This is a genomic window from Pseudomonas sp. PGPPP4 (assembly GCF_002256045.1).
Classification (GTDB): domain Bacteria; phylum Pseudomonadota; class Gammaproteobacteria; order Pseudomonadales; family Pseudomonadaceae; genus Chryseomonas; species Chryseomonas oryzihabitans.
The window spans coordinates 33,410-54,000 of sequence record NZ_NKID01000006.1; the positions used below are offsets into that span (position 1 = coordinate 33,410).

The following is a 20,591-nucleotide window of genomic DNA, read 5'->3' on the forward strand; positions in this document are numbered from 1 at the left end:
GCAACGCGAAGCCCAACAAACCATAACCCCCGCTGTTCCCTGTACAACAACAAACCGAAAAGGTGGTCGAGATGAAACGCACGTTAGCCCTTACCGGACTTGGACTGTCACTCATGATCAGCACCCTTACCGCCCAGGCGGCCGGCCTCAGCAGCCAGCAGTCGAGCTTTGGCAAGCTGCCCGATGGCACCCCCATCGAGAAATTCGTCCTGACCAACAGCCACGGCATGCAGGCCACCGTCATCACCTACGGCGGCGTGCTGCAGGCGCTCAAGGTGCCCGACCGCAAGGGCCACAGCGAAGACGTGGTGCTGGGCTTCGATGACGTCCAGGGTTATCTCGACAACCCCACGGTGTTCTTTGGCGCCACCATCGGCCGCTTCGGCAACCGCATCGCCGACGGTCGTTTCAGCCTCGACGGCAAGAGCTACCAGATCCCGCAGAACGACAAGACCAACGCCCTGCACGGCGGCCCCCAGGGCTTCAACACCAAGGTGTGGAAGGCCGAGCCGGCCAAGGGCGACGGCTGGGTCGGCGTGACCCTGAGCTATGTCTCCCCCGATGGCGAAATGGGCTTTCCCGGCACCCTCACCACCCAGGTGACCTACCAGCTCGACGAACACAACCAGCTGACCCTCAAGTACCGTGCCACCACCGACAAGCCGACGGTGCTCAACCTGACCAACCACAGCTACTTCAACCTGGCGGGCGCCGGCAGCGGCACCGTGCTCAAGCAGGTGGCGATGCTCAATGCCGACAAATACACCCCGGTGACCGCCAAGCTGATCCCCACCGGCGAATTGCCGCCCGTGGCCGGCACGCCCCTGGACTTCCGCAAGCCGACCGCCATCGGCAAGCACATCGCCGACGACAACCAGCAGCTGAAGTACGCCGAACCCAAGCAGGGTGGCTATGACTTCAACTGGGTGCTCAACACCGCTGGCGATCTGCAGAAGGCCGCCGCCGTGGTGACCGATCCGGGCTCCGGCCGCACCCTGACCCTCTACACCACCGAACCGGGCGTGCAGTTCTATACCGGCAACTTCCTGGAGGGGAACATCAAGGGCAAGGCCGGCAAGACCTACGGCCACTGGGGTGCCTTCACCCTGGAAACCCAGCACTATCCGGACGCGCCCAACCAGCCGAACTTCCCCACCACCCGCCTGGATCCCGGCCAGACCTACACCCAGACGACGATTTTCAAGTTCGCCGCCAAGTAAGGCGATTGCCGATGCACGCAAGGCCGCTCCCGGGAGCGGCCTTTTCTTTGGGCATTGTGCGTGCGGCTTCCCTCACCCCAGCCCTCTCCCAAGGGGAGAGGGGGCAAGAGCTGAGCGCCTCTCGCCTCCGTGCTCCGTGCTCCGTGCTCCGTAGCGTGGAAAACGGCGCAGCCTTTTCCACTGTTCTGCCACTCCCCTTTCCACCACCCAATAAAAAACCCGGCGTCTCGCGACGCCGGGTCTCTCACCACCTCAAAGCAGCGCGATCAGCTCCGTAGCGTGGAAAACGGCGCAGCCTTTTCCACTGTCCTGCCAGCCCCTTCCACCGCCCAATAAAAAAACCCGGCGCCTCGCGACGCCGGGTCTCTCACCACCTCAAAGCAGCGCTATCAGATCGCGGCCTTGGTGTTCTCGCCGTTCACCAGGCGCTGGATGCCCAGCGGGTTGGCGTTCTGCAGGGCTTCCGGGAGGAAGGCGTCCGGGTAGTTCTGGTAGCACACCGGGCGCAGGAAGCGGTCGATGGCCAGGGTGCCGACCGAGGTGCCGCGGGCATCGGAGGTCGCCGGATAGGGACCGCCGTGGACCATGGCGTCACAGACTTCCACACCGGTGGGATAGCCGTTGAGCAACAGGCGCCCGGCCTTCTGCTCCAGCAGGCCGATGATGGCTTCGAAGCGTTGCAGGTCCGCCGGCTCGGCCAGCAGGGTGGCGGTCAGCTGGCCGTGCAGGCCTTGCAGCGCCTGCTGCAGCTGGGCTTCGTCGGCCACCTCGACCACCACGGTGGTGGGGCCGAAGACTTCTTCCTGCAGCAGCTCGTCGTTTTCCAGCAACAGGCTCACATCGGCCTTGAACAGCTGCGGACGCGCCTGGTTGCCTTCCTGGCTGGCACCGGCCAGGTGTTGCACGCCGGAATGGGCCAGCAGCGCCGCGACGCCCTTCTCGTAGCTCTTCAGGGTGCCCGGATTTAGCATGGTCTGGGTCGCCTGCTCGTTCATGGCCCCGGCCAGGCGCTCGAGGAAGCTGCTGAATTCGGGCGAACGCAGGCCGATGACCAGACCCGGATTGGTGCAGAACTGACCGCAACCCAGGACCACGGAAGCCGCGAGTTCGCCGGTGATGGCGTCGCCACGGGCCTTGAGCGCCTCGGGCAGGACCACCACCGGGTTGATGCTGGACATCTCGGCGAACACCGGGATCGGCTGCGGACGGGCCGCGGCCATGTCGCACAGGGCGCGACCGCCGCGCAGGGAGCCGGTAAAGCCCACTGCCTGGATGGCCGGGTGCTTGACCAGCTGCTCGCCCACGCCACCGCCATAGATCATGTTGAACACGCCCTTGGGCATGCCGGTCTTCTCGGCGGCGCGAATGATGGCGTCGGCCACGTATTCGGCGGTGACCATGTGGCCGCTGTGGGCCTTGAACACCACCGGGCAGCCGGCGGCCAGGGCCGCGGCGGTGTCGCCACCGGCGGTGGAGAAGGCCAGCGGGAAGTTGCTGGCGCCGAATACGGCCACCGGACCCAGGCCGATGCGGTACTGGCGCAGGTCAGGACGCGGCAGCGGCTTGCGCTCGGGCAGCGCGGTATCGATGCGCGCACCGTGGAAGTCGCCCCGGCGCAGCACCTTGGCGAACAGGCGCATCTGGCCGCTGGTACGGCCGCGCTCACCCTGGATGCGGCCAGCCGGCAGCGCGGTTTCCTGGCAGACCAGCTGGACGAAGTCGTCGCCCAGGGCATCCAGTTCGTCGGCGATGGCGTCGAGGAAGGTCGCGCGCTTTTCGGCGCTCAACTTGCGGTACAGGGGCGCGGCCTGCTCGGCAGCGCGGGCGGCGGCATCGACCTCGGCCGTGGACGCCTGGAAGAATTCGTAGGGCAGCTTCTCGCCGGTCGTGGCGTCGATGCTGTAGACCCGCACCTCGCCCTCGCCGCTACGAGCGCCACCGATGTAGTTCTTGCCTTGGATCTGCATTGTTCTCGACTCCTTATACCTAGGGGTTCAGGGAAGACCACCCGCTACGGGGAGGTCTTCGAAAGGGTGGCACGCTCGGTGTCCGAGCGGCCGGGCCAGCCTGTGCGATACCCACTCTAGCATTCGCATAGTCAGCAGTCATCATACAACCATCAGAGCTGACGGACTTGCCCGGGCTGGAAAGCTGCCGTGCCGGCCTTGACGCCATTGCTCAGCGGCTCGCCGAATTCCGGCACCGCGATCTCGAATCTGTCGCCCGGCTCGACCCGCACCCCATCGGCGAAGGACAGGGTCGCCGTGCCGAAGAAATGTACATGGACATCGCCCGGCCGCAGGAACTGGGCATACTTGAAGTGGTGATACTCGAGGTTCTCCAGGCTGTGGCACATGTTGTCCTCGCCCGAGAGGAATTCCTTCTCCCAGACCACCTGCTCGCCGCGACGGATCCGGCTGGTGCCCGCCAGATGACGCGGCAGCTCACCGGTGCGCAAGGCCGGACCGAAGCTGCAGTAGCGTAGTTTGGAATGGGCCAGGTAGAGATAGTTCTTGCGTTCCATCACGTGGTCGGAGAATTCGTTGCCCACCGCATAACCCAGGCGGTAGGGCTTGCCGTCGTCACCGATCACATAGAGACCGGTCAGCTCCGGCTCTTCCCCGGCGTCCTCGGCGAATTCCGGCAGCGGGATGTCGGCCCCCGGACGCACCAGAATGCCGCCGTCGCCCTTGTAGAACCATTCCGGCTGGGCACCGGCGGTGCCCGCTGCGGGCCGACCGCCCTCCACGCCCCATTTGAATATGCGCATGGAGTCGGTCAGCTTGGCCTCCTCCTGGCTGTTCTGCTGGTGCATCTTGTCGCGGGTGGCGGCGCTGCCCAGGTGGGTCAGACCGGTCCCGGTGACCAGGCAGTGGGCCGGATCCTCATGGTCCAGCGGCGGCAGCAGGCGACCGGCATCGAGCAGCTCGGCATAGGCCGGTCCGGGCTCCAGGCCCAGGGTCTGCACCTGAGATTCCAGGGAAACGCCGGCGCGAATGGCCTGCAGCGCCAGGGTCCGGGTGCTGGTCGCGCCGCGGACCTGCTGGACTTCACCGCGCTCGACCACGCCGACGCGGCGCTGGCCCTGTTGGTCTTCGAACTGAATCAGGTGCATGGCATTCTCCTTGTTGGTTATCGCCTGCAGGAGACTTTACTCGGCGCTACAGGGCCTGCCTAATGAGAGCTCCCTATCCCGCGATAACCAACGGTTATTCCCATGCTGCCATCCCTGGGCTCCATCGCCTCCCGTCTGCGCCTGCGGCAACTGCGCCTGCTGATCGCCCTCGACGAGGAAGGCTCGCTGCACAAGGCGGCCGAGCGCATCGCCATCTCTCAGCCCGGCGCCACCAAGGCCCTGCACGAGATCGAGAGCACCCTGGGCGCCACCCTCTTCCTGCGCACCCACCAGGGCCTGCAGCCCAATGACCTGGGCCGCTGTGTGATCCGCTATGCGCGCCTGATCGAGAGCGACCTTGCCCATCTGCGCGAAGAGATGCTCGGCATTCTCCAGGGCGAAGGCGGTCGGCTGGCGGTGGGGGTGATCATGGGCGCCGTGCCCCGGCTGATCGCCGCGGTGTCGCGCCTGGGCGCGGCGCAGCCCCAGCTGGGGATCGAGATCATCGAGGACACCAGCGTGCGCCTGCTCGACCTGCTCGACGCCGGTCGCATCGAGCTGGCCATCTGCCGCAGCAGCGTCAGCCGCCGGCCGGATGCCTATGACTGTCTGGAGGTCCGCGAAGAGCGGCTGGAGATCGTCTGCCATCCCCGCCATCCGCTGGCGGAGTCCGAGACGCTGGGCCTGACCGAGCTGGTCGACAGTCGCTGGATCGTCTATCCGGCCAACCTGCCCATGCGCCTGACCCTGGAACGGGAATTTCGCGCGGCGGAGCTGGAGTTTCCCCGCTATCCGGTGGAAACCTCCTCGACCTTCACCCTGCTCGGCCTACTGCAGGAAGACGCCAACCAGGTGGCCATGCTGCCCAGCGACATCGCCCAGTTCGGCGAAAGACACGGCCTGCTGCGCCGTCTGCCGGTGGTCCAGCGCACCCGCAACGAACCCTATTCGATCCTGGTCCGCCAGGGCGCGGGGCTGTCGGCGGCCGCGCAGCTGCTGCTGGAGCAGTGGCGGTTGGCGGAGTGAAACCTCTATCGCGGCCATGGCGGTCCGCCGATGCGGCCGCTCCTATACGACGGCTTGTTGCGATTTCGCCGAGGCTGACGTGACTGAACGCCTGCTCGGATAGCCCCCTCTCCCCTCGGGAGAGGGTTGGGGTGAGGGTGTCCCCTTCAGCGCAGTCTCCAGTGGAAAAGGCTACGCCGTTTTCCACGCTACGTGCTACTGCGGCCCGAAATGCATCGCGGCCATGGCGGTCCGCCGATGCGGCCGCTCCTACAGGGCGTGATGCTTTTGTAGGAGCGGCCCATGGCCGCGATAAACCATCAAAAATCAAACTCAATACGTCGGCAGCGTCACCCCGTGGAACAGGGTCTCCAGCTCCTGCCGCGAGGGCGTCTGCATGGCCTCGGTCAACACCTCGCGGGTCAGGTGCGGGGCGAAGCGGCCGATGAAGTCGCACATGAAGCCGCGCAGAAAGGTGCCGCGGCGCAGGCCGATCTTGGTCACGCTGGCTTCGAAGAGGTGGCTGGCGTCCAGGCAGACCAGGTCGGCATCGGCTTTGTGATCCACCGCCATGTCGGCGACGATGCCCACGCCCAGGCCGAGGCGGACATAGGTCTTGATAACGTCGGCGTCCGCCGCGGTCAGCACCACGTTGGGCTCAAGACCCTGGCGGGCAAAGGCCTCGTCGAGCTTGGAGCGGCCGGTGAAGCCGAAGACGTAGGTCACCAGCGGCTGTTCCGCCAGATGTTCCAGGGTCAGGTGTTCCACCTTGGCCAGGGGGTGACCCTGGGGCACGATGACACAGCGGTTCCAGCGATAGCAGGGCATCATCACCAGATCGTTGAAGCGTTCCAGACCCTCGGTGGCGATGGCGAAGTCGACGGTGCCGTCGGCGGCCATCTCGGCGATCTGGGTCGGCGAGCCCTGGTGCATGTGCAGGGCCACGTCCGGATACTGCTTGATGAATTCGCTGATCACGTCCGGCAGCGCATAGCGCGCCTGGGTGTGGGTGGTGGCGATGGACAGGGTGCCCTTGCGCTCGTTGGAGAATTCCTGGGCGATCTGCTTGATGCTCTCGCACTTGCGCAGGATCTCGCCGGCGGTCTGGATGATGCGTTCGCCGGCCGGGGTCACCCGGGTCAGGTGCTTGCCGCTGCGGGCAAAAACCTCGACCCCCAATTCGTCCTCGAGCAGGCGGATCTGCTTGCTGATGCCAGGCTGCGAGGTATAGAGGCTCTGGGCGGTGGCGGAAACGTTCAGATCGTGGTGGGCGACTTCCCAGATGTAGCGCAACTGTTGCAGTTTCATGCCGGCTCCTAGGCTTGTCTGACAAGTGCCTGCGCTCGGTCATACTGCGTTAAAAATCCGTTCGGAATGCTCATTTACCCTTCGTAAACTCCGCTTCCTCACGGATTTTTGCCTTGCCTGATCTTCGCTCGGCGATTTTCAGACAGGCCTTCTGACCCCATGCGCAAGCATATAACAGTAAAGCAGGCCTTAAGGTTTTTCTAGACCGAAATCGAATTAAGTCGCGGAGAAGTAAGGCTGACGCTTACGGATCAGCCCTGCCGCAGCGGCACCAGGTACACCGGGATGCGTGCGGTCTGCAGCAGACGGCTGGCGGTACGTCCCAGCGGGGCGACCTGGGCGTCGCCCTGGCTGCGACTGCCGATCACCAGCAGATCCGCGGCTAACTCCTGGGCCTGCTTGAGAATGGCGGCCGGTGGATCGCCCTGCACCACCCGCACGGCACGCACCAAGCCCACGGTCGCCGGGGTTTCCAACAGGTCCTCGCGCAGCGACTCGAACACCTGCTGCTCGATGGTCTCCAGCACCAAATCCAGACCGCCCTTGCGCAGGCGGCCCAGAGACTCACCGTCCAGATGCTGCTGCAACAGGGTAGACGCCAGCAGGCCGAGTGGCTCCACCACATGGACGACATACAGCCGGGCCTGATGGATGCGGGCGAGATTCAAGGCATGCTGAAAGACATAGGACGAACACAGGCCTAGGTCCGTGGCATAGAGCAGCGAGCGGATCACGATTCCTCCTGGCCAGATCAGGCGACCTGACCGGTGCAATGCGGGATAGCCCTTTCCAGCGTAGCAGGGGAAAGCCATTTGCGCTGCGAAGCGCGCGTTAGAGGCCTTTCAGGGTATTTCCTCGGGCTTCCGGGCCGCCGCGGCCTGGATCGCCGCCACCAGGGCCGGCTCGCGCAGGGGCGCCTGCACCGGGCCGAAGAAGTCGCCATCCCCGATCAGGAACAGTGCCGGCAGATGAAAGACCCCATAGCGCTGCACCAGACCGCCACTGCGCTCGGCATCCACCCAGTACAGCCGCTCGACCGGCAGCGCCGCCGTCGGCAGCACCTGGCGCGCCAGGCGGCAGGAGGCGCAACCGGCGCTGGTAAAGATCAGCAGGGAGCGCCCCGGCGCCGCCAGCAGGACGGCATCGGCCGTCCCATCGTCCAATTCCATGCTTTCCTCGTCGCGATCATCGCCAAAGCACGCCTTCGGGCGCGTCGATAGCGTCGTAGCCATTGTGAGCGGGCGGGACAAGCGTTAAGGTGCCCCACCCTCTCCATCGTATTTTGCCTGCACGGGCCCTGACCTGTCGCAGCGCCGTGACCGACGAGTAGCACCATGGCCGCACAGCCCCGCCTTAACGACCTCAACATCGAAGCCAACGAGCCGCTCATCACCCCCGAGCAGCTCAAGCAGGAGATCCCGCTGAGCGATCTCGCCGCCGACACCGTCGCCCAGGGCCGCCAGGTCATCCGCGACATCCTCGACGGCAAGGACCACCGCCTGTTCGTGGTGATCGGCCCCTGCTCCATCCATGACATCAAGGCCGCCCACGAATACGCCGAGCGCCTCAAGGCCCTGGCCGCCAAGGTCAGCGACAGCCTCTATCTGGTCATGCGCGTCTACTTCGAGAAGCCCCGCACCACCGTGGGCTGGAAGGGCCTGATCAACGATCCCTACCTGGACGACTCCTTCAAGATCCAGGACGGCCTGCACATCGGTCGCCAGCTGCTGCTGGACCTGGCGGAAAAGGGCCTGCCCACCGCCACCGAGGCGCTGGACCCCATCTCCCCCCAATACCTGCAGGACCTGATCAGCTGGTCGGCGATCGGTGCCCGCACCACCGAATCCCAGACCCACCGGGAAATGGCCTCGGGCCTCTCCTCCGCGGTCGGCTTCAAGAACGGCACCGACGGCAGCCTGACCGTGGCCATCAACGCCCTGCAGTCGGTGTCCAGCCCGCACCGCTTCCTGGGTATCGACCAGCGCGGCCAGGTATCCGTGGTCATGACCAAGGGCAACGCCTATGGCCATGTGGTGCTGCGCGGTGGCAACGGCAAGCCCAACTACGATTCGGTCAGCGTCACCCTGTGCGAGCAGGCGCTGGTCAAGGCCAAGGTCAAGCCGAACATCATGGTCGACTGCAGCCACGCCAACTCCAACAAGGACGCCGCCCTGCAGCCGCTGGTGATGGACAACGTCGCCAACCAGATCGTCGAGGGCAACAACTCCATCGTCGGCCTGATGGTGGAAAGCCACCTGGGCTTTGGCAACCAGCCGATTCCGGCGGATCTGTCGCAGCTGGAGTATGGCGTCTCGGTGACCGACGCCTGCATCGACTGGGCCATGACCGAGAAAAGCATTCTCGACATGCACCGCAAGCTCAAGGATGTGCTGCCGCGCCGCGCGCGCAGCTGATCCCGCAGCGGATACGAAAACGCCGGGCTCAGCCCGGCGTTTTTTCTTCCGCACCAGAGCCTGTTCAAAGTCTCGCGAGCTAGAGACAAACAAGGCGAAACTGGCTGAGGAAGCGGAGTTTACGAGTGGTAAATGAGCATTCCGAAGCCAGTTTCAACGCCGTTTGGCCGACGCGCAGCAGACTTAGAACAGGCTCTCAGGCCAGCGGCGTCACCTGGCCACGACGTTCCAGATAGTGCTCCACATAGGAGCAGGAGGGAATGACGCTGTAGCCGCGGCTCTCGGCGTAGTTCAGCGCGTACTCGGTCAGCCGCGCTGCCAGGCCGCGCCCACGCAGCGCATCGGGGACGAAGGTGCGATAGAAATCCATGGTCTGCTTGCCCAGATCCATGTAGGCGAGATAGGCGCGCTGGCCGTCGACAGAAAGGTGGAATTGATGATTGGCCTCATCGTGTTCCACGTGCAGGGACTCGTTCATGACTACTCCTTGGCGGTTTGGCTCCGCCTTATCCATTGTTATCGATGATACCCGAAGACGAGAACGCACCCTTCCTGTGCGGGACTGAGCTACAGCGCGTCAGACCCCTCCGGAAGAAGCAGGTTCTGACCAGCCGTCGCACCGAGAAGACACACTATATCAGGGCCGCCTGCGCGGGAGCAGGCGCGGCTCGGCGCTTGACAACTTCCGCTCATCCTCTAACGTTTTGAAACGTTCGCGACTTTCAGCCATCCAAGCAGTTGCTGATACCGGGTGCGCAGGGATTCCGGGACGAACACGGGGAGCCGAGAAGGATTTTCCGCAAAAAATCCTTCTTCAACGGGTTCGCTCAGTTTACTTACGACCGGTAATGAGTAGTATGTAGCCGCAATTTTCCACCTGGGAAATTGATCTTAAAACAGGATGTCTACCTCAAGGGGTTTACGATGAACAACGCTCTGAAATTCGCCGCCCTGGCTCTGGCCGCTGCTCTGGCCACTGGTTGCAGCACCGCTAACAAGGAAAGCGAAGCTCGCCTGACCGCTACCGAAGACGCCGCTGCCCGCGCTCAGGCTCGTGCTGACGAAGCCTACCGTCACGCTGACGAGGCCCTGGCCGCCGCTCAGAAAGCTCAGCAGACCGCTGACGAAGCCAACGAGCGCGCCCTGCGTATGCTGGAAAAAGCCAGCCGCAAGTAAGCGCCTCGGCTGGAAGGGCGAGTGGCAACAGTCGCCTTTCCCGGAGCAAACAAAAAGCCCGCCATCTCAGATGGCGGGCTTTTTGTTTGTCTGCCCGGCCGAGCGCGCTCGGCCGGTCGTGATCACAGGGTCTTGGCAGGCGCCTTGGCCACCGTACCCGGCGTCATCCCGGCCGGCAGGTCGGCGATTTCCACCGGCAGGCCGTCCTGGCCCTGGACGACGTCACGCACCGTGTTCCAGTTCACCGCGCTATTGGCCTGCAGCAGGTCGTCACGCTTGATCAGCGCATTGACCACCGCGGCCTGACGATCGATCTCGGTCGGATCGCCCTTCACGGTCACCGGCTGGTGGGCTTCCAGGTAGAGCTTGCCCTGGCTCACGCCGAACTTGTAGGGCTCGTCGATGATGCGCACCGGCGTGCCCACGGGCAGCATGCCGACCAGTTCGGTCACGTTGAAGTTGTACATGCGGAAGCAGCCATGGCTGACCTGCATGCCGATGCCGAATTTCTTGTCCGAGCCGTGGATGAGATAGCCCGGCAGGGTCAGGCGGATCTTGTAGGGGCCCAGGGGATTGTCCGGACCGGGCGGCACCACCTTGGGCAGCGGATCGCCTTCGGCGGCGTGCTCGGCGCGTACCGACTCCGGCGGATACCAGGACGGATCCTTGATCTTGTCCACCACCTTGGTCACGCCGATGGGCGAACCCCAGCCTTCGCGGCCGATGCCCAGCGGATAGGTGAACACCGTGTGACCACCCTTGGGGTAGTAGTACATGCGGTATTCGGCGATGTTGATGACGATGCCTTCGCGCGGGCCGGGCGGCAGGATGAAGCGCGTGGGCAGCACAATCTCGGTGCCGGCGCCCGGCAGCCAGGCATCGACGCCCGGGTTGGCGGCCACCATCTCGGTGTAGCCCAGATCGTATTTCTGGCCAAGATCGGCAAAGGTGTCTTCGTAGGCGGCCTTGATGACCTGAACCTCGCCGACCACGTCTTCACCGGGTGGCGGCAGCGGCAACTCCAGTGCCTGCGCCGTACCCGCGCTCAACAGACCAAACAGCGAGAGGGAACCGACCAGGGTCGAAACGCGCGCGGGCATGGGATGAATCCTTGCAAGGAGCAAAAAGGTGACGGCGCGAATTGTACACGCCTCGATCGGCGTCCGGCAGGGCCTAGGGCCTGCTCAAAGGCTCGCGAGCTAGCGCCAAACTAGGCGAAAAGACCTGAGGAAGCGGAGTTTACGAGGGGTAAATGAGCATTCCGAAGGGATTTTCAACACCGTTTGGCCGACGCGCAGCAGACTTTGGGCAGGCTCTCAAAAGACCTGTAACGGATTCGGCAATCCCTGTTTGGCGCCCTGCAGCCGCTGCATGCAGGCCGGACAGAGGGTCTTGAGGCCGAGCGCCCGGCGATTCAGCGGATGCAGGCGGGGACGCGCCGGCAGCAGGGTACCGCACAGCGTCCGGTCGGTCGGCGAGCCCAGCTCCAGCTGCCGGGCGACGATATGGACGCGGCCCTCGCGGCACGCGAACAGGTCGAGCTGGGCATCGGGCTGGATCAGCTGATAGCCGTGCATGGACCGGGAAAGGCGGGACATCGGGATACTCCAGGGGCGGTTCCGCCGGGCGGTCGATTGGCCGGACCGGCGGGGCGCGCAACCTTAGCGGAAAGCCCCGTCGGGGAAAAGTCCGGCGTTCAGTCGCGCAGCAGCGGCTGCAACTGGGGCCAGGCGTTGTCCAGCAGGCGTTGCTGGGCGTTGGCCTGGGGGTGGATGCCATCCGGCTGCATATAGGCCGGATCGCCGCCTACCCCTTCGAGCAGAAAGGGCACCAGGGCCACTTGCTGGGCCTTGGCCACGTCCGTGTAGACCTGGGCGAAGCCATCGGTATAGCGCGGTCCGTAGTTGGGCGGCAGGCGCATACCCAGCAGCAGGACGCGCGCCCCCCGGGCCTTGGCCTGTTCCACCAGGGCGGTGAGGTTGCGCTCGAACTGGGCCAGCGGCTGGCCGCGCAGGCCATCGTTGCCGCCCAGTTCGATGGCCACCACGTCGGGGCGATGATCAGCCAGCAACCGGGGCAGGCGCGCCAGGCCGCCGGCGGTGGTGTCGCCGCTGATGGAGGCATTCACCACCTGGTAGTCGAGCCGCTGGTCCTGCAGGCGCCGCTCCAGCAGGCGTACCCAGCCCTGCCCTTCGGCGAGGCCGTAGCCGGCGCTGATGCTGTCGCCCACCACCAGCAGGGTGCGCGCCATGGCCAGGGGCGTGAGGGTCAGGCAGAGCAGCGCCAGCAGCCAGGCAATGCCTTGCCGCAAAGGCGCGCTGGACTTCGCCCGCTTTTTTGACTCTAACTCGCCACAGCCGCCCGCGTGCGGGCCCTTCGAATACGGCATCGGATACCTCATGAGCGAAGTCATACTGCTGGCACGCGACCTTAGCAAGGTCGTCACGGGCGCGGAAGGCGCGCTGCCGATCCTCCAGGCGCTGGATCTGCAACTGCAGGCCGGCGACAGTTTGGCCATCGTCGGCAGCTCCGGTTCCGGCAAGTCCACCCTGCTCGGCCTCTTGGCCGGTCTCGACCTGCCCAGCGGCGGCGAGGTCCATCTTGCCGGTCAGCGCCTGGATACCCTCGACGAAGACGCCCGCGCCCGCCTGCGCGCGGAACGGGTGGGCTTCGTGTTCCAGTCCTTCCAGCTGCTCGACAGCCTCACGGCGCTGGAAAACGTCATGCTGCCGCTGGAGCTGGAGGGCGTGCGCCAGGCCCGCGACCAGGCGGTGGCCCTGCTAGAACGGGTCGGCCTGGGCGAACGGCTGCGCCATTATCCCCGGCAGCTCTCCGGCGGCGAGCAGCAGCGGGTCGCCCTGGCGCGCGCCTTCGCGCCGCGCCCCAGCATCCTCTTCGCCGACGAACCCACCGGCAATCTCGACAGCCGCACCGGTGCCCATATCAGCGATCTGCTGTTCGAACTCAATCGCGAGCAGGGCACGACGCTGGTGCTGGTGACCCATGACGAGCGCCTGGCCGCGCGCTGCGCCCGCCAACTGCGCCTGGAAGGCGGCCGGCAGGTCGCGGCATGAGGCGTACCGGTCTGCCCTTCGCCCGGTTGTTCGGCCTGGCCTGGCGCCAGAGTCTGAGAGAGCTCCGCGCCGGCGAGATCCGCATGCTCTGCCTGGCGCTGGTGGTGGCCGTCGCCGCCAGCGTCGCCATCGGCTACTTCACCGCCCGCCTGGGCGCAGGCATGGAAAATCGCGCCAGCGAATTCCTCGCCGCCGACCTGGTGCTGCTGGGCAGCGAACCGCCACGCCCGGAACAGGTGGACGCCGGCCTGCAGCGGGGCCTCGAACACAGCCGCTCGCTCAATTTCAGCACCATGGCAGCGGGTGCCGAGGCCCTGCAGCTGGCCAGCGTCAAGGCGGTCCAGGCCAACTTTCCCCTGCGCGGCGAGGTGCGCAGCGCGGCGGCGCCGGACGCGCCCGACCAGCCGGGCGGCGCGCCGGCGCCCGGGGAGGCCTGGGTCGAGCCGCGCCTGCTGCTGGCCCTGGACGCCAAGGTCGGTGATCGCCTGGACATCGGGCGCAAGGCCCTCACCATCACCCGGGTGCTCACCTACGAACCGGATCGGGCGGGTGACTTCTACAGCCTGACGCCGCGGGTGCTGATCAATCTCGACGACGTGGCCGCCACCGGCGTCATCCAGCCCGGCAGCCGGGTACGCTATCGCGAGCTCTGGCGCGGCGAACCCCAGGCCCTGGCCGCCTATCGCCAGGCGCTGACCCCGGCCCTGGCCGCCAACCAGCGCTTCGAAGGCCCGGGCGATGGCAATCGCCAGCTGGGCAATGCCCTCGAGCGTGCCCAGCGCTATCTGGGGCTGGCCAGCCTGGTGGCGGTGGTGCTGGCCGGCGTGGCCGTAGCGCTGTCGGCCAATCGCTTCGCCACGCGGCGCTTCGATGCCAGCGCCCTGCTGCGCTGCCTGGGTCTGACCCGCCGCGATGCCCTGCTGCTCTACGGCCTGCAACTGGGGTTGCTGGGGCTGGCGGCGAGTCTGCTCGGCGCCCTGCTCGGCTGGCTGGCGCAGCTGGTGCTGTTCGAGCTGCTGCATGGCCTCCTGCCGGCGCGCCTGCCGGCGGTCGGGATCGGCCCGGCGCTGGCGGGCATGGGCACCGGCCTGGTCGCCCTGGTCGGCTTCGCCCTGCCGCCGCTGGCCGCCCTGGGGCGGGTCCCGCCGCTGCGGGTGTTGCGCAGCGATCTGCAGCCCGTCCCCCTGCGCACCTGGCTGGTCTATGGCTGCGCCCTGCTCGCCCTGGGGCTGATCATGTGGCGCCTGTCGCTGGATCTGCGCCTGACCCTGGCGCTGCTGGTGGGTGGCCTGGTCGCCGGGCTGCTGTTCGGCAGTCTGCTCTACCTGGCCCTGCGTGGCCTGCGCCGGGCCATGCAGGGTGCGCCCCTGGCCTGGCGGCTGGGTCTGGGTCAGCTGCTCCGGCATCCCCTGGCGGCGGTGGGCCAGACCCTGGCCTTCGGCCTGATCCTGCTGGCCATGAGTCTGGTGGTGCTGCTGCGGGGCGAGCTGCTGGAACGCTGGCAGGCGCAACTGCCGGCCGAGGCGCCCAACCACTTCGCCCTCAATGTGCTGCCGGACGAGCGCCAGGCCTTCGCCGCGGCGGTGGCCGGTCTCTCGCCCCACGCCAGTCCGCTCTATCCCATCGTGCAGGGCCGCCTGGTCAGCGTGAAGGGGCATCCGGCCCAGGAAGGCCTGGAAGACGACTCCCGCGGTGGCCGCGCCACCCGGCGCGATCTCAACCTGACCTGGTCGGCTGGGTTGCCGGACGGCAATCGCCTGGAAGCCGGTCAGTGGTGGGACGCGCTGCCCGCCGGCGACCTGCCCGGGGTGTCCCTGGAAGGCGAGTTGGCGCGCAGCCTCGGCGTCAGCCTGGGCGACACCCTGGGCTTCGTCATCGGCGATCGCCAGATCGAGGCGCGAGTCACCAGCCTGCGGCAGGTCGGCTGGGACAACTTCCAGCCGAACTTCTTCGTGATCTTCGCCCCCGGTGCCCTGCAGGACGTGCCCTTCACCTACCTGGGCAGCTTCTACCTGCCGCCCGGGCACGACCGCGAATTGCTGGCCCTGGCCCGGCAATTCCCGGCGGTGACCCTGTTGCCCATCGACGCCCTGCTCGATCAGCTGCGCAGCATCCTGCGCCAGGTCAGCGTGGCGGTGGAGTTCGTGCTGCTGTTCGTGCTGGCCGCCGGCATCGCCGTGCTGCTGGCCGGCCTGCAGGCGACCCTCGACGAACGCATCCGCCAGGGCGCCCTGCTGCGCGCCCTGGGTGCCCGGCGCGAGTTGCTGCAACGGGCGCGGCGCACCGAATTCATCCTGCTCGGCGGCGCCAGTGGCTTGCTCGCGGCGCTCGGTTGCGAGATCGTCAGCGCCCTGCTCTACCGGCTGGCCTTCGACCTGGACTGGCAACCCCATCCCTGGCTGCTGCTGTTGCCGGTGCTGGGCGCCCTGCTGGTCGGCGCGGCGGGCCTGCTGGGCACGCGGCGGGCCCTCACCGCCAGTCCGTTACTGATCCTGAGAGAAAGCTGATCCATGAGTCGTTACCGTCCGCCGCGCACCGCCGGCACGCCCCTGATCACCGCCGCCGGCGAAGCCCGGTTGCGCGCCGAACTCCATGAACTGTGGAACGTGCGCCGGCCTCAGGTCACCCAGGCGGTGAGCGAGGCGGCCGCGCTGGGCGATCGCTCGGAAAACGCCGAGTACATCTACGGCAAGAAGATGCTGCGTGAGATCGACAGCCGGGTGCGCTTCCTGCGCAAGCGGCTGGAGAATCTCAAGGTGATCCGCGAGCGCCCGGCCGATCCGACCAAGGTCTATTTCGGCGCTTGGGTCACCCTGGAAGACGACGAGGGCGCCGAGAAGCGCTATCGCATCGTCGGCCCGGACGAACTCGACCTCCGGCAGAATCTCATCAGCATCGACTCGCCGCTGGCGCGGGCGCTGGTCGGCAAGGCGCTGGACGCGGAGGTCCGCCTGCAGACACCGGCCGGCGAACAGCGCTGGTACATCGTCGAGATCGCCTATCCCGAGGCGTGACGGCTAGCGGCGGCGAGTGATCACACCCTGCCGCGCCACCCGGGTCAATTCCCGCACCAGGGGTTCGAGACCGGCCTGGCCCGGCGACTGCACCACGGCGAAGTCGAAGCTGTCGTCGCCAAAGGCGCGCAACTGTTCGGCCCGGTCGGCGAAGCGGATCTGCAGGGTGCGGCTATGCGGCCAGCGCTTGGGCCAGCCTTCGAGATAACGCAGCAGGGTGGGCTGGTCGGGACCGCCGAGGAGGATGGCGGGATGACTGGCGAGTTTGCCCTGGGTCAGGGGCGTCAGGCGTAGCGGGAGCGGTAGCATGGACGAAATTCCGCCTCGTAGATCCAGCTGGGCGGTAGTACGAGGCCTGTTCCGTCCAGCGCTTTAGCGGTATTTGGGGGCGCCCCGCAAGTTGCTGTTTAAATCGGCGCGGGATCATCCTAGGGAGGGCTCGACCGCCCTGTCAAGCGGGCTTCAACCGTCCCCGCGGCCGGACTCCCTGGCACCGGCCGCCGCCACGGCCGGCGCTTCCAGCCGGGCCCGTTCGCGACTGAAGGCCACCCGGTACTTGTTGACGCTGGCCACGTAGTTGACCACTCCGATACCCACCTCCTCGGCGGCGATGCGCTCGACCTGGAAGAACCAGCGATCGCCGTCCAGCCCCTGCTTGCGCGCCTTGGCCCGAAGCGCCTGGACGCGCTCCGGGCCCAGGTTGTAGGCCGCCAGGGTAAAGGCGCGGCGCTCGCGCTCGGCGAGCCGCGGACTGGAGAAGAATTCGCGGCGCAGGCGCGCCAGATAGCGGGTGGCCGCCTTGACGTTGTCCTCGGCGGAATGCAGGTTGCGCACCCCGACGCTGCGCGCCGCCCGCGGGGTGATCTGCAGCAGCCCCGCGGCGCGTCCCGCTCCCCGCGCATGGGGATCGAGGCCGGATTCCTTGTAGGCCATGGCGGCCAGGGTCAGCCAGTCGAAGTCGTAGGCCTTGGCGTAGCGCTGCAGCAGCGGCCGCACCTGGGCCAGGCGCTTGCGGTCATGGGCCTGGAGTGGATCGCGCACCTGGTAGCGGCGGGCGTAGGCCTGGCGAAAGGCCCTGTCGTCTTCGCGCGCCTGGGGTTGCCGGGCGAAGGTCCGGATCCGCTCGGCGAGCTGGTGCGCCGGGGCGCGCAGATACCAGAGCTGCGCCTGGTCATGGGCCACCACCAGCCGATCGGCCACCCGCAGGCGCGGCAGCACCCGCGCCCAGCGATGGGCCAGACCGGACTCGACGACGCTGAGCGGATAGATGCCGGCCTGGGTCAGCTCCAGGACGTCTTCCACCGCCAGGGTCGGATCGGCCCACTCGATCTGCACCGGCCGCAGCCTGCGCTTCTCCAGCTGGGCATTGAGCCGGGCCAGGGCCGGACCGGCCGCGCTGCCCTGGGGCAGCACCACCCGGCGCCCGGCCAGTTGCTCCAGATGGCGGGGCAGGCGCTGGCCGCGCCCACCCACCACCACCAGACTGGCGGGCGCCGCCACCGGCGCGGCGATCAGCGCCGAATGCGGCGGCGGCAGCAGGGTTTCGCCCGGCGCCACCAGATCGCCCTCGCCGCGCTGTAGCGCCGCCAGGAGATCGTCCTTGGCCTTGGGCACGAAGACCAGGCGCAGCGGCCGGCCCCCGGGCTGGTGCTGCAGGTAGCGGGCAAAGGCCTGCAGGCGCCGATACTCGATGCCGAGCGCCTGGCCGTTCCATTCCCCGGAGCTGTGCCGACTCTGGTTGACCAGGACGCGCAACTCGCCGGCCCGCTCGATGGCGGTCAGGTCACGCGCCGCGACATGGCGTGGTGCTTCGGGTGGCAGGGCACCGAGCCGTGCCTGGGCGGAGCAGGCGAGCAGGCAGCCAACAAGGACCAGGGTGAATCGAAACGGCATCCAGGACTCCTGACCTGGCCGGGACAGCGCCGATAGCACCCGGACTACGGATAGAATGAAAGGACAAAATCTGTGGAAGGTCCGCACCATGCAATTGATCGACATCGGCGTCAACCTCACCCACCCCAGTCTGCTCAAGCAGGTGGACGCGGTGATCGAGCGGGCCCAGGCCGCCGGTGTGATGCAACTGGTGCTGACCGGCACCACCCTCGAAGACAGCGAGAACGCCCTCAATCTCTGCCTGCGCCTGGATGCCGGCGAGGCGCTGTTCAGCACCGCGGGCGTCCATCCTCACGAAGCCTCGACCTGGAACGCGGCCGCCGCCAGGACCCTGCGCGACCTGGCCAGCCAGCCCAAGGTACGGGCCCTGGGCGAATGTGGCCTGGACTTCAATCGCGACTTCACCCCGCGGCCGCAGCAGGAGCGCTGCTTCGAGGAACAACTGGCCCTGGCCGCCGAATTGCGCCGCCCGGTGTTTCTCCACGAGCGCGACGCCAGCGAGCGCATGCTGGCGATCCTGCGCGACTATCGCGACCATCTGCCGGCCGCCGTGGTGCACTGCTTCACCGGCGAGCGCAAGGCGCTCTACGGCTACCTGGATCTCGACCTGCACCTGGGCATCACCGGCTGGATCTGCGACGAGCGCCGCGGCCTGCACCTGCACGAGTTGGTCGGGCAGATCCCGGTCGGTCGGCTGATGCTGGAAACCGATGCCCCCTACCTGCTGCCGCGCACCCTCAGACCCAAGCCGCGTCATGGCCACAACGAGCCGGCCTTCCTGCCGGAGATCCTGCGCACCGTGGCGCGCCTGCGCAACGAAACGCCCGAACAGACCGCCCTGCACACCACCGCCACTGCCCGTGCCTTCTTTGGGCTGCCGGAGATCGCCATGCCAGAGCGGATCGAGGAATTCGACTAGGCGCGGGTGCCGTTTCGCTAAAGTCAGACCCGTGCGAGCCGTTAACCTTTGGGCTTATTCCACGGCGTCAGAGGTCTTCCTGCAGGACATTGACGCCAGTCAAGATCCGGGTCGCGCCGGCCTGCCAGGCTGTGCGGCCCCGCCGACTGGATGCCCCCTATGTTTGCCTGGCTGCGCGATGTTTCCCTCAAGTACAAATTCTGGGCGGTCAACGCCGTCGCCTTCGTCACCAGCCTCCTGCTGGTGCTGTTCGCCATGCAACTGGAGGTCTCTGGTCGCGCCGAACAGCTCAAGGCGGCCAAGGCCGTCGTGGGTGAGGCGGCTGCCAGCCTGAGCGCCCCGACCTTTACCGACATCTTCCTGGCCCGGGCGCCGGAATACGCCCTGGCCGTGGGCGTGCTGATGCTGGTGCTGCTGGTGGCCTCACAGCTGCTGATCCGCTTCATCCTCGGCAATCTGCAACGCCTCAAGGACACCATGCTGCGGGTGGAGCGCGACGGCGACCTCACCGCCCGGGTCGAGGTGCGTGGGCGCGACGAAGTCGGGCAGATGACCCAGGCCTTCAATGCCATGCAGGACAGCTACACCCGCGTGGTCGGTACCGTGGCCGCCAGCGCCTCGCGCCTGGACGAAGGCGCCGGGCGCCTGGCCAGCGGCATGCAGGGCGTGCGGGGCGGCATGCAGGATCAGCAGCACGAGACCGACCAGGCGGCCACCGCCATCAACGAGATGAGCGCCACCGTGCAGCAGATCGCCCAGCACGCCGCCGGCACCCGTGACCAGTCCCAGGAAGCCGACCGCCTGGCCGGCGCCGGCCAGCAGGCCGTGGAGCGCGTCAGCCATTCCATCGCCGATCTTTCCCAGGGCGTGCAGCAGACCGCGGTGATGATCCAGGAGCTGGCCGAGAACAGCGAGCGCATCACCAGCGTGGTCAACGTCATCCACGGTATCGCCGAGCAGACCAACCTGCTGGCGCTCAACGCCGCCATCGAGGCGGCCCGCGCCGGTGAGGCCGGCCGTGGTTTCGCCGTGGTGGCCGACGAGGTGCGCAACCTGGCCAAGCGGGTGCAGGGTTCCACCGACGAGATCACCCGCATGGTCGACGGCCTCCAGGCCGGCACCCGCGATGCCGTGGAGTTCATGCGTGAGAGCTCGCTCAAGGCCGATGACTGCGTGGTCCAGGCCGGCGCTGCCGGGCAGGCCCTGGCCGACATCACCGCCGCCGTGACCCTGATGCGCGACAGCAACACCCAGATCGCCGTGGCCGCCGAACAGCAGGCCCAGGTGGCGGAAGAGATGAGCAGGTCGGTTGTAGGCATCCGCGATGTCACGGAAAGGACCATGCTGCTGACGCAGGAGTCGGCCAGCACCAGCACCGAACTGGCCGCCCTCGCAGGAACCCTGAATCAGGCGATTCGCCAGTTGCGCCTATAGCCTCCATAGCGAGAGCGCA

At 67.0% G+C, this 20,591-nt stretch carries 20 protein-coding genes; 9 read left to right on the forward strand and 11 right to left on the reverse strand.

The features are described from left to right. The first annotated feature begins 71 nt into the window (after window positions 1-71). Window positions 72-1,220 carry an aldose epimerase family protein gene (locus CFE50_RS12490; RefSeq protein WP_286733932.1) on the forward strand — a complete coding sequence of 383 codons (1,149 nt, stop codon included), beginning with the start codon at window positions 72-74 and terminating at the stop codon, window positions 1,218-1,220. Between the two features lie 389 nt (window positions 1,221-1,609). Here the strand turns inward: CFE50_RS12490 and CFE50_RS12495 are convergent, their stop codons facing one another. Both CFE50_RS12495 and araD1 read right to left on the reverse strand, forming a co-directional pair. After that, on the reverse strand, window positions 1,610-3,187 hold the full coding sequence (locus CFE50_RS12495) for an aldehyde dehydrogenase (NADP(+)) (protein WP_286733935.1): 1,578 nt from the start codon (window positions 3,185-3,187) through the stop codon (window positions 1,610-1,612). Window positions 3,188-3,339: 152 nt separating this feature from the next. Beyond that, entirely contained in the window at window positions 3,340-4,335 is a 996-nt protein-coding gene (gene araD1, locus CFE50_RS12500) for an AraD1 family protein (protein ID WP_286733937.1), read from the reverse strand. A 102-nt stretch (window positions 4,336-4,437) separates the two neighbouring features. Between araD1 and CFE50_RS12505 the strand changes: the two genes are divergently transcribed. Next, window positions 4,438-5,361 (forward strand): LysR family transcriptional regulator, encoded by a 924-nt coding sequence (locus tag CFE50_RS12505; protein WP_286733939.1) that lies wholly within the window; start codon window positions 4,438-4,440, stop codon window positions 5,359-5,361. Window positions 5,362-5,673: 312 nt separating this feature from the next. Here the strand turns inward: CFE50_RS12505 and cysB are convergent, their stop codons facing one another. The 3 genes from cysB to CFE50_RS12520 all read right to left on the reverse strand — a co-directional run bounded on the left by cysB (window position 5,674) and on the right by CFE50_RS12520 (window position 7,817). Then, window positions 5,674-6,648, reverse strand: a complete 975-nt coding sequence (gene cysB, locus CFE50_RS12510) for an HTH-type transcriptional regulator CysB (RefSeq protein ID WP_132831934.1) — start codon at window positions 6,646-6,648, stop codon at window positions 5,674-5,676. 251 nt (window positions 6,649-6,899) lie between these two features. Continuing rightward, window positions 6,900-7,382, reverse strand: a complete 483-nt coding sequence (locus CFE50_RS12515) for a universal stress protein (RefSeq protein ID WP_286733943.1) — start codon at window positions 7,380-7,382, stop codon at window positions 6,900-6,902. 108 nt (window positions 7,383-7,490) lie between these two features. Then, window positions 7,491-7,817: a thioredoxin family protein gene (locus tag CFE50_RS12520; RefSeq protein ID WP_286733945.1), complete on the reverse strand. Its 327-nt coding sequence runs from the start codon at window positions 7,815-7,817 to the stop codon at window positions 7,491-7,493. A 165-nt stretch (window positions 7,818-7,982) separates the two neighbouring features. Between CFE50_RS12520 and CFE50_RS12525 the strand changes: the two genes are divergently transcribed. Further along, window positions 7,983-9,062 (forward strand): 3-deoxy-7-phosphoheptulonate synthase, encoded by a 1,080-nt coding sequence (locus CFE50_RS12525; protein WP_286733947.1) that lies wholly within the window; start codon window positions 7,983-7,985, stop codon window positions 9,060-9,062. Window positions 9,063-9,258: 196 nt separating this feature from the next. Here the strand turns inward: CFE50_RS12525 and CFE50_RS12530 are convergent, their stop codons facing one another. Continuing rightward, on the reverse strand, window positions 9,259-9,540 hold the full coding sequence (locus CFE50_RS12530; protein ID WP_007160559.1) for a GNAT family N-acetyltransferase: 282 nt from the start codon (window positions 9,538-9,540) through the stop codon (window positions 9,259-9,261). Between the two features lie 446 nt (window positions 9,541-9,986). On the opposite strand from CFE50_RS12530, the gene CFE50_RS12535 reads away from it, so the two are divergent. Further along, window positions 9,987-10,238 carry an Lpp/OprI family alanine-zipper lipoprotein gene (locus CFE50_RS12535; protein WP_007160560.1) on the forward strand — a complete coding sequence of 84 codons (252 nt, stop codon included), beginning with the start codon at window positions 9,987-9,989 and terminating at the stop codon, window positions 10,236-10,238. Between the two features lie 122 nt (window positions 10,239-10,360). On the opposite strand, the gene CFE50_RS12540 is transcribed toward CFE50_RS12535, so the two are convergent. The 3 genes from CFE50_RS12540 to CFE50_RS12550 all read right to left on the reverse strand — a co-directional run bounded on the left by CFE50_RS12540 (window position 10,361) and on the right by CFE50_RS12550 (window position 12,489). Then, complete coding sequence (locus CFE50_RS12540; RefSeq protein ID WP_007160561.1) at window positions 10,361-11,338, reverse strand: L,D-transpeptidase family protein; 978 nt, start codon at window positions 11,336-11,338, stop codon at window positions 10,361-10,363. A gap of 216 nt (window positions 11,339-11,554) precedes the next feature. After that, on the reverse strand, window positions 11,555-11,836 hold the full coding sequence (locus CFE50_RS12545) for a hypothetical protein (RefSeq protein ID WP_027601578.1): 282 nt from the start codon (window positions 11,834-11,836) through the stop codon (window positions 11,555-11,557). Between the two features lie 98 nt (window positions 11,837-11,934). Then, window positions 11,935-12,489, reverse strand: coding sequence for an arylesterase (locus tag CFE50_RS12550; RefSeq protein WP_278442500.1), 555 nt, complete (start codon window positions 12,487-12,489; stop codon window positions 11,935-11,937). 148 nt (window positions 12,490-12,637) lie between these two features. Here CFE50_RS12550 and CFE50_RS12555 point away from each other — a divergent pair, with 148 nt between their 5' ends. From CFE50_RS12555 to greB, 3 genes are read left to right on the forward strand one after another with little or no spacing between them, the layout of a single operon-like run. After that, window positions 12,638-13,312, forward strand: a complete 675-nt coding sequence (locus CFE50_RS12555) for an ABC transporter ATP-binding protein (protein WP_286733955.1) — start codon at window positions 12,638-12,640, stop codon at window positions 13,310-13,312. Further along, window positions 13,309-15,819 (forward strand): ABC transporter permease, encoded by a 2,511-nt coding sequence (locus tag CFE50_RS12560; protein ID WP_286733958.1) that lies wholly within the window; start codon window positions 13,309-13,311, stop codon window positions 15,817-15,819. The genes CFE50_RS12555 and CFE50_RS12560 overlap by 4 nt, the downstream gene beginning before the upstream one ends. 3 nt (window positions 15,820-15,822) lie before the next feature. Beyond that, complete coding sequence (gene greB / locus CFE50_RS12565) at window positions 15,823-16,326, forward strand: transcription elongation factor GreB (RefSeq protein WP_144959764.1); 504 nt, start codon at window positions 15,823-15,825, stop codon at window positions 16,324-16,326. Window positions 16,327-16,329: 3 nt separating this feature from the next. Here the strand turns inward: greB and CFE50_RS12570 are convergent, their stop codons facing one another. Continuing rightward, entirely contained in the window at window positions 16,330-16,635 is a 306-nt protein-coding gene (locus CFE50_RS12570) for a hypothetical protein (protein ID WP_027599007.1), read from the reverse strand. 153 nt (window positions 16,636-16,788) lie between these two features. Next, the gene (locus CFE50_RS12575) at window positions 16,789-18,219 is read right to left on the reverse strand and encodes an MltF family protein (RefSeq protein ID WP_286733962.1); all 1,431 of its coding nucleotides are present in this window, start codon (window positions 18,217-18,219) and stop codon (window positions 16,789-16,791) included. An 88-nt stretch (window positions 18,220-18,307) separates the two neighbouring features. On the opposite strand from CFE50_RS12575, the gene CFE50_RS12580 reads away from it, so the two are divergent. After that, window positions 18,308-19,138 carry a TatD family hydrolase gene (locus tag CFE50_RS12580; protein ID WP_286734308.1) on the forward strand — a complete coding sequence of 277 codons (831 nt, stop codon included), beginning with the start codon at window positions 18,308-18,310 and terminating at the stop codon, window positions 19,136-19,138. Window positions 19,139-19,297: 159 nt separating this feature from the next. Continuing rightward, window positions 19,298-20,572: a methyl-accepting chemotaxis protein gene (locus CFE50_RS12585; RefSeq protein WP_286733965.1), complete on the forward strand. Its 1,275-nt coding sequence runs from the start codon at window positions 19,298-19,300 to the stop codon at window positions 20,570-20,572. The last annotated feature ends 19 nt before the right edge of the window (window positions 20,573-20,591 follow it).

What these genes read in the sequence shown, in the direction of transcription:
- CFE50_RS12540 (WP_007160561.1), bottom strand. Translation starts at nt 11,338, where the DNA reads ATGCCCGCGCGCGTTTCGACCCTGGTCGGTTCCCTCTCGCTGTTTGGT.
- araD1 (WP_286733937.1), bottom strand. Translation starts at nt 4,335, where the DNA reads ATGCACCTGATTCAGTTCGAAGACCAACAGGGCCAGCGCCGCGTCGGC.
- CFE50_RS12555 (WP_286733955.1), top strand. Translation starts at nt 12,638, where the DNA reads ATGAGCGAAGTCATACTGCTGGCACGCGACCTTAGCAAGGTCGTCACG.
- cysB (WP_132831934.1), bottom strand. Translation starts at nt 6,648, where the DNA reads ATGAAACTGCAACAGTTGCGCTACATCTGGGAAGTCGCCCACCACGAT.
- greB (WP_144959764.1), top strand. Translation starts at nt 15,823, where the DNA reads ATGAGTCGTTACCGTCCGCCGCGCACCGCCGGCACGCCCCTGATCACC.
- CFE50_RS12520 (WP_286733945.1), bottom strand. Translation starts at nt 7,817, where the DNA reads ATGGAATTGGACGATGGGACGGCCGATGCCGTCCTGCTGGCGGCGCCG.
- CFE50_RS12545 (WP_027601578.1), bottom strand. Translation starts at nt 11,836, where the DNA reads ATGTCCCGCCTTTCCCGGTCCATGCACGGCTATCAGCTGATCCAGCCC.
- CFE50_RS12530 (WP_007160559.1), bottom strand. Translation starts at nt 9,540, where the DNA reads ATGAACGAGTCCCTGCACGTGGAACACGATGAGGCCAATCATCAATTC.
- CFE50_RS12550 (WP_278442500.1), bottom strand. Translation starts at nt 12,489, where the DNA reads ATGGCGCGCACCCTGCTGGTGGTGGGCGACAGCATCAGCGCCGGCTAC.
- CFE50_RS12575 (WP_286733962.1), bottom strand. Translation starts at nt 18,219, where the DNA reads ATGCCGTTTCGATTCACCCTGGTCCTTGTTGGCTGCCTGCTCGCCTGC.
- CFE50_RS12525 (WP_286733947.1), top strand. Translation starts at nt 7,983, where the DNA reads ATGGCCGCACAGCCCCGCCTTAACGACCTCAACATCGAAGCCAACGAG.
- CFE50_RS12490 (WP_286733932.1), top strand. Translation starts at nt 72, where the DNA reads ATGAAACGCACGTTAGCCCTTACCGGACTTGGACTGTCACTCATGATC.
- CFE50_RS12580 (WP_286734308.1), top strand. Translation starts at nt 18,308, where the DNA reads ATGCAATTGATCGACATCGGCGTCAACCTCACCCACCCCAGTCTGCTC.
- CFE50_RS12560 (WP_286733958.1), top strand. Translation starts at nt 13,309, where the DNA reads ATGAGGCGTACCGGTCTGCCCTTCGCCCGGTTGTTCGGCCTGGCCTGG.
- CFE50_RS12570 (WP_027599007.1), bottom strand. Translation starts at nt 16,635, where the DNA reads ATGCTACCGCTCCCGCTACGCCTGACGCCCCTGACCCAGGGCAAACTC.
- CFE50_RS12535 (WP_007160560.1), top strand. Translation starts at nt 9,987, where the DNA reads ATGAACAACGCTCTGAAATTCGCCGCCCTGGCTCTGGCCGCTGCTCTG.
- CFE50_RS12505 (WP_286733939.1), top strand. Translation starts at nt 4,438, where the DNA reads ATGCTGCCATCCCTGGGCTCCATCGCCTCCCGTCTGCGCCTGCGGCAA.
- CFE50_RS12585 (WP_286733965.1), top strand. Translation starts at nt 19,298, where the DNA reads ATGTTTGCCTGGCTGCGCGATGTTTCCCTCAAGTACAAATTCTGGGCG.
- CFE50_RS12495 (WP_286733935.1), bottom strand. Translation starts at nt 3,187, where the DNA reads ATGCAGATCCAAGGCAAGAACTACATCGGTGGCGCTCGTAGCGGCGAG.